General features: G+C 63.7%; 12 protein-coding genes. 7 read left to right on the top strand and 5 right to left on the bottom strand.

Translation table 11 applies throughout. The annotated features are described in order from the left end of the window. Positions 1–146: 146 nt before the first annotated feature. The 5 genes from CXR43_RS00275 to CXR43_RS00255 all read right to left on the bottom strand — a co-directional run bounded on the left by CXR43_RS00275 (position 147) and on the right by CXR43_RS00255 (position 6,513). Positions 147–1,598 carry an NAD-dependent succinate-semialdehyde dehydrogenase gene (locus tag CXR43_RS00275; RefSeq protein WP_103332066.1) on the bottom strand — a complete coding sequence of 484 codons (1,452 nt, stop codon included), beginning with the start codon at positions 1,596–1,598 and terminating at the stop codon, positions 147–149. Between the two features lie 16 nt (positions 1,599–1,614). Next, entirely contained in the window at positions 1,615–2,367 is a 753-nt protein-coding gene (locus tag CXR43_RS00270) for an IclR family transcriptional regulator (protein WP_103332065.1), read from the bottom strand. 102 nt (positions 2,368–2,469) lie between these two features. Continuing rightward, complete coding sequence (locus CXR43_RS00265; RefSeq protein WP_103332064.1) at positions 2,470–3,555, bottom strand: extracellular solute-binding protein; 1,086 nt, start codon at positions 3,553–3,555, stop codon at positions 2,470–2,472. Between the two features lie 34 nt (positions 3,556–3,589). Continuing rightward, positions 3,590–5,374, bottom strand: a complete 1,785-nt coding sequence (locus CXR43_RS00260) for an ABC transporter permease subunit (RefSeq protein ID WP_103332063.1) — start codon at positions 5,372–5,374, stop codon at positions 3,590–3,592. Next, positions 5,371–6,513 carry an ABC transporter ATP-binding protein gene (locus CXR43_RS00255; protein WP_103332062.1) on the bottom strand — a complete coding sequence of 381 codons (1,143 nt, stop codon included), beginning with the start codon at positions 6,511–6,513 and terminating at the stop codon, positions 5,371–5,373. Before CXR43_RS00255 ends, CXR43_RS00260 begins: the two co-directional genes overlap by 4 nt. A 250-nt stretch (positions 6,514–6,763) precedes the next feature. Between CXR43_RS00255 and CXR43_RS00250 the strand changes: the two genes are divergently transcribed. Genes CXR43_RS00250 through CXR43_RS00220 form a run of 7 tightly spaced genes read left to right on the top strand, consistent with a single transcriptional unit; the run spans position 6,764 to position 14,302 of the window. After that, positions 6,764–7,564: a CoA transferase subunit A gene (locus CXR43_RS00250; RefSeq protein WP_103332061.1), complete on the top strand. Its 801-nt coding sequence runs from the start codon at positions 6,764–6,766 to the stop codon at positions 7,562–7,564. After that, the gene (locus tag CXR43_RS00245) at positions 7,561–8,313 is read left to right on the top strand and encodes a CoA transferase (protein ID WP_103332060.1); all 753 of its coding nucleotides are present in this window, start codon (positions 7,561–7,563) and stop codon (positions 8,311–8,313) included. The genes CXR43_RS00250 and CXR43_RS00245 overlap by 4 nt, the downstream gene beginning before the upstream one ends. 10 nt (positions 8,314–8,323) lie before the next feature. Then, positions 8,324–9,520 (top strand): CaiB/BaiF CoA transferase family protein, encoded by a 1,197-nt coding sequence (locus CXR43_RS00240; RefSeq protein WP_103332059.1) that lies wholly within the window; start codon positions 8,324–8,326, stop codon positions 9,518–9,520. A 9-nt stretch (positions 9,521–9,529) separates the two neighbouring features. Beyond that, positions 9,530–10,579, top strand: coding sequence for a 2-hydroxyacid dehydrogenase (locus CXR43_RS00235; RefSeq protein ID WP_103332058.1), 1,050 nt, complete (start codon positions 9,530–9,532; stop codon positions 10,577–10,579). An 8-nt stretch (positions 10,580–10,587) separates the two neighbouring features. Further along, positions 10,588–11,265 carry a class II aldolase/adducin family protein gene (locus tag CXR43_RS00230; protein WP_103332721.1) on the top strand — a complete coding sequence of 226 codons (678 nt, stop codon included), beginning with the start codon at positions 10,588–10,590 and terminating at the stop codon, positions 11,263–11,265. Next, complete coding sequence (locus tag CXR43_RS00225) at positions 11,265–12,761, top strand: FGGY family carbohydrate kinase (protein WP_103332057.1); 1,497 nt, start codon at positions 11,265–11,267, stop codon at positions 12,759–12,761. The genes CXR43_RS00230 and CXR43_RS00225 overlap by 1 nt, the downstream gene beginning before the upstream one ends. After that, entirely contained in the window at positions 12,758–14,302 is a 1,545-nt protein-coding gene (locus CXR43_RS00220) for an acetolactate synthase large subunit (RefSeq protein WP_103332056.1), read from the top strand. Before CXR43_RS00225 ends, CXR43_RS00220 begins: the two co-directional genes overlap by 4 nt. Position 14,303 lies beyond the last annotated feature (1 nt).

The following is a 14,303-nucleotide window of genomic DNA, read 5'->3' as shown; positions in this document are numbered from 1 at the left end:
TGGCTTTCAGCCTGACCCGACCCGGCCGGGGCGTGACCCCGGTGGGCTGGCCCACGGGGACCGAAGATCTGACAGGCGGGTCGGGACTTTCATCAGAGCGTCACGTCGCGCGCGGCCAAACCGCTGCCTTGGTCTGCGCGCAGCGTCTACGGCGCTGTCGAGCCGTTCATCTGTGTGACAAATTTGGTGATCAGATAGGCATCAATCGCCTCTGAACCGCCTTCTGTGCCATACCCGGACTCGCGCACGCCACCGAAAGGGACTTCCGGCAGGCCGAGACCCAGATGATTTATCGTGGTCATGCCCGCCTCTATCTCTTGCCCCAGCCGGTACATGGCATCGCCTGACCGGGTGAACGCATAGGAGGCGAGGCCGAACGGCAGGCGGTTGGCCTCGGTGATCGCCTGATCCAGCGTGGTGAAGCGGTTGACGATGGCCACCGGGCCAAAGGGTTCCTCATGCATGATCCGCGCCGATAGCGGGACATCGGCCAGAACGGTGGGTGGAAAGAAGTTGCCCACATTCCCAAGCCGTGTGCCCCCGGTCATCAGCCGCGCCCCTTGTGCCACCGCATCTGTCACCAGCGATTCCAGCGCGGCGACGCGGCGGTCATTGGCAAGCGGGCCGATCTGCACCCCGTCCTCCAGCCCGTTGCCGATGCGCGCCGCAGATAGCCTTTGCGTAAATCCCGACAGGAACGGGTCAAAGGCGGCATCTTCCACCAGAAACCGGGTGGGTGACACGCAGACCTGCCCGGCATTGCGCAGCTTTGAGCCGGCGCTCAGGCGAATGGCCTGATCCAGATCGGCATCGGCACAGATGATGACCGGCGCATGGCCTCCCAGTTCCATCGTCACCCGTTTCATGTGCTGCCCGGCGAGTGCTGCCAGATGCTTGCCGACCGGGGTTGACCCGGTGAACGAGATCTTGCGGATGACCGGATGCGGGATCAGGTATTCGGAAATTTCGGCAGGCACGCCGAACACAAGGTTGACCACGCCCGCAGGCACCCCGGCATCGGCAAAGACGCGCACCAATGCGGCCGGGCTTGCGGGTGTTTCCTCGGGGGCTTTGACGATGATCGAACAGCCCGCCGCCAGCGCCACCGCGATCTTGCGCACGGCCTGATTGATCGGAAAGTTCCAGGGCGTAAAGGCTGCCACCGGGCCGACCGGCAGCCTGATCGCCATTTGCAGAACCCCCGGCACCCGGGCGGGAATGATCTGGCCATAGGCGCGGCGGCCCTCTTCGGCAAACCAGTCGATGATATCGGCCGCGGCCATCACTTCGCTGCGCGCCTCGGCCAGCGGCTTGCCCTGTTCACGCGTCATCATTTCGGCAATCGATCCGGCCCTGTCGCGCAACAGGTCTGCAGCGCGGCGCAGAATGCGGCACCGCTCGAACCCGCCCGTGCTGCGCCAAACGGCACATGCGCGTTCGGCAGCGGCCAGTGCCTGATCCAGATCCGCCGTCTCTGCATGGGCGACCTGCCCGATCACCTCGGACGTGGCCGGGTCCGTCACCGCGATGCTGCGCCCGCCTGCCCCGTTCCGCCAATGGCCATCAATGAAAAGCTGGGTATCAGGATAGTCGGGCATGGGTTTTCCTTTGCGCTCAGCGTCGCACATATCCCAAAGCGGCAGAGATCGTCTGTGCGGCCTCCATCACTTGCGGCGCGATCAGTTTCAATTGTTTGCGTTTCACACGCGAGTCCGGGCCCGAAATGCCGATCGCACCCACCAGTTCACCGGTGCGGCCCAGAATGGCACAGGCGCAGGCGGCGATACCGTCGCGCCATTCGCCCTGCGGCACCACGGCATAGCCTTGCGCACGCGCCAGCTCGATATCGCTGCGCAACGCTTCGATCGTGGTGCGGGTGGTGGCTGTATAGGCGCGCAGATGCGGCCTGAACCGTTCCAGATACTCATCCGGCAACTGCGCCAGCATCGCCTTTCCCGTTGCCACCGTGAAAGCCGGGGCACGCGCGCCGACGCTGGTATTGGCGCGGATGTGATGCGCGCTTTCGATCTTGTCCAGATAGATCACATCGGTGTCTTCCAGCACCGAAAGGTGGATCGTCTCGCCCGTCTGCTCTGCCAAAAGCGTCATGGCCGGACGGGCAATCTTGATCAGATCCATCCGCCGGATGACATGGCTGCCCAGCTCCCAGATCTTGGTCGTCAGCTCGTAGCAGCTGTTCACCGGCACCTGACGCACGTAGCCCAGCCCCTGAAGGGTCTGCAACAGGCGGTGGACATTGCTTTTCGTCATCTCCAGCTCTGCCGCAAGATCACTGACCCCGCGCGGTGTATCGCTGAGGGCGAGCGTCTCGATAAGGCGCAGTCCCTTGATGAAGGCTTTGTCCATAGAAAATCCGTTACTCTGGTTCCGCGATGGCGGGACGATGATCCCCAACTATAGCGCGGAAGGGGGTGGCCGCGACAAGACCGTGGCGGCCACCCCCAAAGGTTATTGTGCCAAAAGGGCGTTCAGTTGTTCCTGACCATGTTCTTCATTGGTCGTGGTGCCCCCTTCCGACATGGCACCCCAGTAATCCGGGCTCCATTCGATGGCGCGCGATACGTTGGCCGGATTGTTGGCCCAGTACACACTGACCGCCGGATCTGCCGCGTCAAACACCACCGAAGACGGCAATGCCACCGGGAAGTTGGAGGTCAGCTCGGCCGCGCGCGCAGGTTCCAACCGCCAGGACAGCAGCTTCATCGCGTTTTCATAGTTCGGCGCATCTTTCGGGATCGAGAAGAAATCGTAATAGATGAAGCCCTGGTTCCATTCCACCTCGATCGGGGCACCGTCCAGTGCCAGTTTCGAGGTCGATCCGGTATAGGCCATGCACATATCCGCCTCGCCATCCAGCAACAGCTGGGGCGGCTGGGCCGACGTGGTCCACCATTTCGACACATGCGGCTTGATCTCGGCGATCTTTGCCAGCGCGCGGTCCATATCCAGCGGGTAAAGCTGATCCTGTTCAACGCCGTCAGCCATCAGGGCCGCTTCCATCACGAAACGCGGCCAGGCGGGCAGGCAGCGCTGGCCCGGGAATGTCTCAACATCCCAGAAATCAGCCCAGCTTTGCGGTCTGTTGCCTTCGCTGTAGACATCGGTGTTGTAGACCATCCCGACGCCAATCACCTGAAGCGCAACCCCCTTGGGGCGTTTGAGATTGTCGGGCATGACGGCAAGGGTCTTCTGCGCCTCTTCCGACATCATGGAATAATCGATGTCCGCAAGGCAGCAATCGCCCAGCAGCTTGGTTTCCTGATCGAAGATGAAGGTCAGATCCCATTCGGTCTTGCCAGCCTCGACCTGCGCCTTGATGCGCGGGCCTGACCGCGCCTCTTGCACGGTGATGACCTTGATGCCGGTTTCGGCTTCAAAGGAGTCATACATCACCTTGCGCAGCGCTTCGCCATAGCCGCCGCCGGGGTCTTGCATGATGACTTCGTTGCTTTGTGCCAGCACCGGGGCGGTGCCCAGCGCCGCGGTGACGGCCAGCGCCGACACCATTCCTATCAGTTTTCTCCGTCCAAGCATGACATCTCCTCCTCTGTTTAACTTGGTCTTGCAGTCAGTGCGCCCCGCGCGACCGTCCAAGGACGGGCCGCGCAAGGAGTATTCCACCGACCACCAGCACAACCTCCAGCGTCGAGACGACAGCCAGAACGGGGTTGAGCTGATAGTTGATGTCGGCCCAGAGCATCAGCGGAAGCGTCTTCATCCGCGGGCTGGACAGAAACAGGGACAGCACCAGTTCGTCGAACGAGTGCAGGAAGGCAAAGAACACCGCCGCGGCAAGGCCGGGCGCAATCGCCGGCAGGGTCACCGTGCGAAACACGGTCAGCGGTGACGCGCCATGGACGGCTGCGCCCTGCTCTAGCCGCCGGTCGACCGCCTGCAGCGATGCCGCGATGATGACCACAACAATCGGAATACCTCCGATGGCATGGGCCGCCGCCAGACCGAAATAGGTGCCAACCAGATTCAGGTGCAGAAACAGGCTGTAGAGCGACAGGCCCAGCACAACCGGCGGCACGATCATCGGGCTGACCAGCAACAGCATCAACGCTGATTTGTACTTGATCTCGCTGCGCACGATGCCCACCGCCGCCGTTCCCCCCAGGACGACGGCGATCAGCGAGGACAGCGCAGCAATGGTCAGCGAATTCCAGAACGCGGTCATCCAGTTCGAGTCGGAAAAGAACTTTTCGTACCACTGCAGCGACCAACCCGGCGGCGGGAAGGTCAGATAGCTGGCTTCGCTGAACGAAATGACGATCACGACCAAAATGGGCAGGATCAGCGCGCTCAGGACGATGGCGCCAATGATGCGGACCGCCCAGGCTCCGGTATTGGCGGGCAGCCGCCCCATCAGCCGCAGGATCGGCCAGCCGAGGGTATCGGCCAGCATCATTGCGACACTGCGGCGGGGCGGTGCCATGGTGCCGCGCTGCTCTGGCACGGCGGTCTGGACCGGCGCGGCCAGCTTGCCGCCGCCCCAGATGAACTCGAACCCCATCATCCGGCCGGCGATGCCGACCACCGCCAGAGTGATCAACAGCAACACAACGGCCAGCGCCTGCAAAAAGCCTTCACCGGTGATCGAATCGGCCTGCTGCGTGATGTGCATGGCGAACATCTGATCGCCGGGCCCGCCCAGAAGGGTGGGCGTGATGAAGAAGCCCAGGGCGCTGACAAACACCAGAAGAAAGCCTGCCCCAACACCCGGCAAGGTTAATGGCAGCAACACGCGCCAGAACACGGCCATCGGCCCGGCCCCGCCGGCCAGTGCCGCACGAATCAGGTTCTGGTCCAGCCGCGACAGGCTGGAATAGATGGTCAGTACCATCAGCGGCATCAGCACCGCCGTCATTCCCAGCAAAACCGTGCCCCGGTTGAACAGCAGCGCCAGCGGTTCGTCGTAAATGCCCAGCCAGATGGCTGTCTTGTTGAGCGGTCCGTTGCGGCCGAGAAGCACCATCCAGGCGTAAGTGCGGATCAGAATGGCGATAAAATAGGGCAGCACCACCGCGGTCGCGATCAGCGCCTGCACGGTGCCCCGGCTGCGTTGAATAAGCAGCGCGGTCGGATAGCCGAGCACCGCGCAGAGACAGGCCACCGTCAGCGCGATCTTCATCGTCCGAACCAGCGATTCCCAGTACAGCGGTACCGAAAACACCCGGGCGATATGGGTCCACCACGGGTCGGCGGCCACGCTGACACGCGCCAGATCAATCAGCGGCAGGACATAGATCACCGACAGGAACAGAATCGCCGGCACAAGAAGCAGGGCCGGGGATGTGATCCAGGCGCGGCGGGCCGGGGCCGCAGGGGCAGAAAGCGGTGTAGCGGTCATGACAGCACCCAGCAGTCTTGCGCACCCCAACCGACGTGAATCACGCTGCCAGTTTCAGGCAGTTCACGCGCCGCAGTATCCGGACAGCGGATCAGCAGCGTTTCGCCGCCTTCGATCACAGCCTCGATCCGCAAGGTTTCCCCAAGGAACAAGGCCGAGGTCACCGTCGCAGGGGTCGTGCCGGGCTGGGGGCTTTGGTGCAATGCCATCCGCTCTGGCCGGACCAGAACGGTCACCTTGCCCGTGGCGGGCACATTGCGACAACCGGTCTGGAACACATGCCCCGACCGGCTGCGCAGCACCGCGACATCCTCGCGACGCTCCAGCACTTCGGCTTCTATCAGATTGCTTTCGCCGACAAATCCGGCAACGAACCGGCTTTGCGGGTGGCGGTAGATCTCCAACGGGCGGGCCACCTGGATGATGTGCCCCTTGTCCATCACGGCGATCCGGTCGCTCATCGTCAGCGCCTCGCTCTGGTCATGGGTGACGAACAGGATCGTGCTGCCGATGGCCTGATGCAGTTCGCGCAGTTCGATCTGGATCGATTCGCGCAAACGGCGATCCAGCGCCGACAAAGGCTCGTCCATCAGCACGACGCGCGGGCGCATGACAATGGCGCGGGCAATGGCCACACGCTGCTGCTGACCGCCCGACATTTCCGAAGGCGTTTTGTGCGCATGTTCCGAAAGGCGCATCATTTCAAGTGTTTCACCGACGCGCCGGTCAGATGTGGCACGGTCCACCCCGGCCATCCGCATCGGAAAGGCCACATTCTGTGCGACGGTCATGTTCGGAAACAGGGCATAGCTCTGGAACACCATTCCAAAGCCGCGCTTATGTGTCGGCACAGGGGTGATCGGCTTTCCGTCAACCAGAATTTCGCCGCCATCAATGCCCTGAAAGCCGGCCAGCAGGTTCAGAAGCGTGGTCTTTCCGCTGCCCGAAGGCCCAAGCAGGGTGATGAATTCTCCTGGCTCCACGTCCAGGCTGATCCGATCGGCAGCGACGAAGGCACCGTATCTTTTCACCACGTCTCGCAGCGATATCCGGGCACCGATGATGTCTGCGCCACGCGCCGTCTTGCCGGATGGCGCGGCTTCCCTGGCCGGGTCGCGCCACGTCTGGGTCTGTATCATTGCATCCTCCCACGCGTTCTACATTATAGAACAGCATTCCGTATTTCATTCTCAACTCACTTTTCAACTTGTCAAGAAGTTCTGCGCACCCAAAGCCGGAATGATCGAAAATTTGTCTTCCGCACCCCTCACCATGGTGATTGACACCGCCACCGGGCTCTGCATATCCTTAATTTCAGAATGTTGTTCTATATTATGGAACGTTCGTCTTGTGGTTGGAGGACCGAAGGACGATCGGGAGGGAAAACCGATGCAAGCCGATTTGCGGGCGATGGCCGCAAGCATAGAGCCCGGAATGCGCATTGCGCTGCCGGTGGATTATGCCGGCGTATCGATGGCGATGACGCGTCCGATGATCGCCCATGGCGCAGGCAATCTGGATCTGGTCTGCGTGCCGACGGGCGGACTGCAGGTTGATCAGCTGATCGGTGCGGGCCTGGTTCGCAGCGTGGAAACCAGCGCCATGTCTCTGGGGGAGGCGGGCGGTGCCCCCCGCTTCAATCAGGCCGTGAAAGACGGCAGCATCCGTTTGCGCGATTCCACCTGCCCGGCCGTGCATGCCGGGTTGATGGCCGCACAGAAGGGCAGCCCCTTCGTTCCCTTGCGTGGCCTGCTGGGCACGGATGTGCTGCGCCATCGCGATGACTGGCGCGTGATCGACAATCCCTTTGCCGATCAGGGTGACCCGATCGTGCTGATCCCCGCCATCCGCCCGGATCTGGCGATCTTTCACGCGGCAATGGCCGACCGCTTCGGCAATGTCTGGATCGGGCGGCGCCGCGAGTTGGGGGCCATGGCCTATGCCTCGACCCGGACCTTGGTCACGGTGGAGCGCATTGTCGACCACGATCTGCTGGCCGAAGAGAGAACCGCGGCGGGCACCCTGCCTGCCTTGTACGTGACCGCGATCGCCACAGCCCCGCGCGGAGCCTGGCCCTATGGGTTATGGGGCGAATACCCCACGGACACCGATGAGCTGATGCGCTACGCCCGGGCCGCCCGCACGGCCGAGGGCTTTGCCGGATATATGGCACAGGAGGCGGCGGCATGAGCGGAGTGCTGCTGCGCGAGACGCTGATCTTCACGATCGCCCGCCTGCTTGAAGGGGTGCGGATGGTCGCTGTCGGGGCCGCATCGCCCATTCCTGCCGCAGGCTCCATGCTGCGGCGGGCCTTGGACGAAAGCGGCCATCAGGTGCGCCTGTCGGTTCTGGGCTCGGTGAAACACAATTTCTTCACCAACGGCTCTGCCGAGCTGTTTGATGCGGCCGGTCAGGGCCGGCTGGACGCCTTCTTTCTGGGGGGCGGGCAGATCGACGGTCGGGCCAATGTCAACCTGGTGGGTGTCGGGGGTTATCCGGCCAGCACGGTGCGCTGGCCGGGATCCTTCGGATCGGCCTATCTCTATTTCACGGTGCCGAAGGTGATCCTGTTCCGAGAAGAGCATAGTCCACGGGTTCTGGTCGATCAGGTGGATTTCGTCTCGGCCCCTGGCATCAGCCCGGCGGGCGTGTACCGCCCCGGCGGGCCTGTGGCATTGCTCACCAGCAAGGCCCTGTTCCACTTTGACAAGGACCGGCCGGGTTTCACGCTGGAAAGCGTTCATCCGGGCCACACGGCCGCAGACATCGCCGAAGCGACCGGCTTTGCCTATGAATGCCATGGCACCCCGCGCCAAACGCTGCTGCCCGATGCCGCCGAACTGGCGCTGCTGCGCGGGCGGGTGCTTGATGAAATTGCCGAAACTTACCCCGCCTTCGCAGCCGACTGGCGCCGCGATCTGGCCACGCAAGCTGCCTGAAAGGTCTGTCATGTTCAAAATCGGTTCTCTGGCCAAACTTAAGGTGATCGACGCCAGCCGCGTGTTGGGTGGCCCCTATGCCGGGCAGATTCTGGCCGATCACGGGGCTGATGTCATCAAACTGGAACCCCCTGCCGGGGATGAGACGCGGGGCTGGGGCCCGCCGTTTCTGGATGGGGCGGCAAGCTATTTCCTTGGTCTCAACCGCAACAAGCGCGGCATTGCCGTTGATCTGGCGCAAGAGGCTGGGCGCGACCTGTTGCTTGACCTGCTGGCCGATGCGGATGTGCTGATCGAAAACTTCAAGACCGGCACGCTGGAGCGCTGGGGTCTGGGGCAGGAAGAGTTGTCGCGCCGGTTTCCGAGGCTGATCCACGCCCGTGTTTCCGGTTTTGGCGCAGATGGGCCGATGGGGGGACTGCCCGGCTATGACGCGGCCATTCAGGCCCTGTGCGGCATCATGAGCGTGAACGGCGAACAGGGTGGCCAGCCGCTGCGCGTCGGCCTGCCCGTGGTGGATATGGTGACGGGCCTGAACGCCGCTCTGGGAATCCTGATGGCGCTGAACGAACGCCACCAAAGCGGCAAGGGCCAGTTTGTCGAGGCAAGCCTTTATGATTGCGGCATCTCTTTGCTGCATCCGCATTTGCCGAATTATTACCTGTCGGGACAGGTGGCCGCGCCATCGGGCAATGCCCACCCCAACATCTGCCCCTATGACACATTCGCCACCGCGACCGAGCCGGTGTTTCTGGCTGTCGGCAACAACCGCCAGTTCGCCACCCTGTGCCGGATGATCGGTCGCCCCGACCTGCCCGATGACCCACGGTTCGTGTCAAACAGCCAGCGCAACACCCACCGCGATGCGCTGAAGGCAGAGCTGGAGGCAGCGCTGTCCGCCTTTGACTGCGCCAGTCTTTCGGATCAGCTGATCAAGGCGGGCGTCCCCTGCGGTGCGGTGCGCCGGATTGATCAGGTGGTGGCGGACCCGCATACGGTTCACCGCGAAATGGTTGTGGATATCGGGGCGTACCGTGGCACGGGCAGCCCGATCAAGCTGTCGCGCACCCCCGCAAGCTATCGCCTTGCCCCGCCGCACTTCGCCCAGCACACTGCCGAGGTGATGGCCGAACGCGGGCTCGACACCGACCGTTATCGCGACGTGCTGCCGGGGATAGACCCGGTGGCCGCCGCAGCCGAAGTGTAAGGAACACCCATGCCCAAACAACCCCTGACCGTCGGCATCATCGGTGACGGATTCATGCAGCCCGCCTTTTTTCAGACCGCGCTGAGCAGGCGGTTGCCGGATCACGACCTGCACTTCCGCAGCTTGGAACTTGACTGGCCTTTGAAGCTGAAATCGACCAAATATGATCCTACCCTGCCGGTCGGTGAATTTGTCGGCCGTCCGGAAGACTACTTCGCGTTCCTGGCCGGACTGGATGTTCTGATCACCCATCTGGCCCCGATCACCGCCCAAAGCCTGACCCATGCGCCAGACCTGCGGGTGATCGCGGTGTCGCGCGGCGGGCCGGTGAATATTGAAATGGCCGCAGCGCGAGACCGCGGCATCACGGTGGTGAACACCCCCGGACGCAATGCGTCGGCGGTGGCGGAATTCACGGTGGCCTCGCTTCTGGCAGAAACGCGCAACCTGATCCGTGGGCATCTGGCCGTGGCCAATGGCACGTTCGGGCGCGAATTTTATCACTATGCCAACACCGGGCCGGAACTGTGCGAGCTGACGGTGGGGATTATTGGCTATGGCGACATCGGCACGCGTGTCGCACAGCTTTTGCGCCCGTTCGGCTGCTCGATCCTGATCTATGATCCGTTCAAGGAGCTGACCGAAGATGAAAAGGCCGCAGGCTTCCGCAAGGCCGATCTGGATGATGTGATGCGTCAGGCCGATGTGATCACGCTGCATCCGCGCGTTACCCCGCAAACCAAGGGCATGATCAGCCGGGACCGGATCGCGATGATGAAGCCCGGCGGCTATATCGTGAACACAACCCGAGGTCAGGTTCTGGACTATGACGCCCTTTATGATGCGCTGGTGTCCGGCCATCTGAAGGGCGCGGCGCTGGACACGTTCGAACCCGAACCACCGCCACCCGACTGGCCTTTGCTCAAGCTGCCCAATGTCACCCTGTCGCCCCATATCGCGGGTGCTTCGCGCCATTCGGCCACAAAGGCCGCAAGCATGATCGCCGAAGACATCGCGCTGATCCTTGAAGGCAAGACGCCGCTTTTCCCCTGCACATGAGGTTTGTGATGACCGATGAAGACCGCGCCCTGCGCACCGAACTGATCGAAGCCTGCCGCAGCATGAACCGGCTTGGCATCAACAAGGGGACAGCCGGAAACATCAGTGTACGCCAGGGCGACGGCTTTCTGATCTCACCCACCGGCATACCCTATGATCAACTGAAGCCCGAACATGTTGTGGCGATGAGCTGGGATGCCACCTTTCAGGGCGATGTGCTGCCGTCCTCTGAATGGCGGTTTCACCGCGATATCCTGCGCGCACGCCCCGATCTGAATGCGGTGGTGCATACCCATTCCACTCAGGCCACCAGCGTCTCCATCCTAGGGCATGACATACCTGCGATCCACTATTCTATCGCCGCAACTGGCGGGTCCAGCATCCGCTGCGCCCCGTATGAAATTTTCGGATCCCAAGAATTGGCCGACCGTGTTGTCACCGCACTGGAGGGGCGGCGCGCCTGTCTGCTGGCGCATCACGGCGTGATTGCGGCCCATGTGTCGATTGCGCGGGCGCTGGCGCTGGCGGTGACGGTGGAGGAACTGGCGACGCAATATCTGCTGTGCCTGCCGCTGGGTGCGCCGCCGGTTCTGTCAGAGGCTGAGATCGCCGATGTTCTGGTGAAGTTCAAAACCTATGGCCAGCAGGTGCCGCAGGTTCAGGACGGTCTGCGTCAGGCCTCGTGATGACTGAAATCCTGCTCTGCCTCGATTCAGGGACCACAGCGGTCAAGGCGGCGGCCTTCGACGGCCAGGGTCGCATGATCGCCTGCGCCGCACGACCGAACGGCGCGCTGCGCCGCGATGGCGCGCGGGTAGAGCAGGACATGGCCGCCACGCGGGATGAAGCCTTCGGTGTGCTGCGGGACTGTGTTGCCAAGCTGTCCCAGCCGGTGACCGGGCTGGTCATTACCGGACAGGGCGACGGCCTGTGGCCGGTAGATGCAGCGGGACAGGCGCTGGGGCACGCGATGACCTGGCTGGATGGCCGGGCCCGCGGGGTGATGGCGCAAGAGGCTGCGGCCCTGGATGCCGTTCAGTCGACCACCGGGTCGCGCCCCACCGCCGCCTCGGCCAGCCTGCAGTTGCTTTGGATGCAGCGGCACGAGCCGGATCGCTTTGCGCGCATTGCCCATGCGCTGCGCCTGAAGGAATGGCTGTTCCTGTCCCTGACCGGCAAGCTGATGGGGGAACCCACGGCGGCCCTGCCGGTCTGGGGCAACTGGCGCGACGGGCAGCTGTCTTTGGCTGTCGAGCAGGCCCTGGGCCTGACCCGCGGTCTGGACCTGCTGCCCGCGTTTTTGCCCGTGGGCAGATGCCATGCCGGCCTGACCGCAGACATCGGCCTGCCAACGGGCCTGCCGGTGCTGCTGGGGCCGGGCGATGTGCAATCCACGCTGATCGGGCTGGGCCTTGGCAGCCGTGCCGGGGTGGCGCGGGCCTCGATCTTCGGCACAAGTTCCATTCATGCCTGCCTGCACAAGGACCAGAGCACGATGGGCGAAGCCCCGCCCGGCGCGATGGTGCAGGCCTTTGCGCTGGGGTCAGGATGGGTGTCCTTTCACCCCAGTTTCAACGGTGCAACACTCCTGCACCATCTGTCCGCCCGGTTCAGCAACCTGCCCGCGCCTGCGCTGCCACAGTATTCCGGCCTGATCCTGCATCCGTTCTTTGAACCGGGCGGCGAACGCGCGCCCTGGACTGACCCTCAGGCTATCGGCGCGATGCTGGGCCTGACCGCCGCCACCACACCTGCCGAAATTGCCTGGGCGGGGCGCGAGGCGTTGGCCTTTGTCGCGCGGCACAGCCATGACATGCTGGGCACCGCACCAGGGGCCCTGTCTTTGGGCGGCGGATTGGCCGGCGACGTGCATTTCGCGCGTTTTCTGGCCACAACCACGGGTCACGAGGTGCAGCTGAGCCCCGGCACGCAGGCAGGTTTGCGCGGACTCGCCGCGATCGGGGCAAAATTCCTGTTGGGCAAAGATCTTGAGACCATCGCCACGCAGCTGATCGGCCCGCCGGACACGACCGTCGGCCCGCAGGACGGCGTTGACATCACCCGCTATGCCGACCGCAAATACGCGGTCTTTGTGGCATTGGTCGAAGCCCTGCGCCCGCATTGGCCGGACCTTGCAGAGCTTCGCACCACCGCCGAAACCCTTGCCGGGAGACCAGAATGAACGGTGCAGACATCCTTTGCGAAACCCTGCTGGCCAATGGCATCGACACCTGCTTTGCCAACCCCGGCACGTCGGAAATGCATTTTGTGGCCGCACTGGACCGACAGCCGCGGATGCGCTGCGTGCTGGGCCTGTTTGAGGGCGTGGTGACAGGGGCCGCCGATGGATATGCCCGCATGGCCGACAAGCCCGCCGCGACGCTGCTGCATCTGGGGCCGGGGCTGGCGAACGGGCTGGCCAATCTGCACAACGCCCGCCGCGCCCGCACGCCGATGATCAATGTGGTGGGGGACCACGCGACGGGCCACCTGATCCACGATGCGCCGCTGACCTCGGACATCGACTCGCTTGCCCGGCCTATGTCGCATTGGGTTGGCCGGGCAGAGACCGCACAAACTGTCGGCGCGGAGTGTGAAGCGGCAATCCGCGCGGCGCGCAGCGGGGCCGGTGGCATTGCCACGCTGATCCTGCATGCAGACGCCGCCTGGACCGAAACGCCCTTCGTGCAACCGATCCCCGTTTCCCTGCCGGAACTGGCCGGTCCGGACGCCGCGCTGGTCGCTCGGGCAGCGGCGGCGCTGCGCAATGGCAGACAGACAACCCTTCTTATCAGCGGCCATGCCCTGCGCGACCGGCAGCTGGACTTGCTCGACCGGATTGCGCAGAAAGCCGGGGCCCGCTTGCTGGCGCAACAGGCCAATGGGCGGATGCAGCGCGGCGCGGGCCGGGTGGCGCTGGACCGTGTTCCGTACGTGATTGATCAGGCGCTGGCCTGTTTTGCGACCACCGAACAGCTGATCCTGATTGGCGCAAAGGCCCCGGTCGGATTTTTCGCCTATCCCGGCAAGTCCGGCTCCATGCTGCCACCGTCCTGTGAGGTGATCGAGCTTGCAAGCCCCGATCACGATCTGACCGCCATTATCAACGCTTTGGCCGATGCGGTGGGCACTGCGCCCGCTGCGCGGCTGGCGGCGCGGCACCGGCCAGACCTGCCCACGGGCAAGCTGACGCCCGATGCCATTGCCATCGCATTGGCCGGGGCCATGCCCGACAATGCCATCATCTGCGACGAATCCGTCACCTCGGGGCGGGATTTCTTCCGGTCAACCTATGGCGCGGCACCGCATGACTTTCTGCAACTGACCGGCGGGGCAATCGGCATGGGCATTCCCCTGGCGACAGGGGCCGCGGTGGCCTGTCCCGACCGCAAGGTGATCGGCCTGCAGGCCGATGGCAGCGGCATGTATACGGTGCAGGGCCTGTGGACACAGGCGCGGGAACGGCTGGATGTGCTGACCATCATCTTTGCCAACCGCCGCTATCAGATTTTGCATGGTGAATTGCTGAATGTCGGCGCAGGCCCGGCGGGCGAGACTGCGCGCCGCATGCTGGACCTTGAAGATCCCGCGCTGGACTGGGTGATGATGGCCCGGTCGATGGGGGTCGAAGCGGCCCGTGCGGAGTCGGCGGAAGGGTTCCGCGATGTGCTGCACAGCGCGCTGGCCCGCAAGGGGCCGTTTCTGATCGAAGCTGTGATCTGAG

This window comes from Pseudotabrizicola formosa, from assembly GCF_002900965.1.
Classification (GTDB): Bacteria; Pseudomonadota; Alphaproteobacteria; order Rhodobacterales; family Rhodobacteraceae; genus Pseudotabrizicola; species Pseudotabrizicola formosa.
The sequence above is the reverse complement of the archived record's forward strand: the minus strand, read 5'-3'. Positions and strand labels throughout refer to the sequence as shown.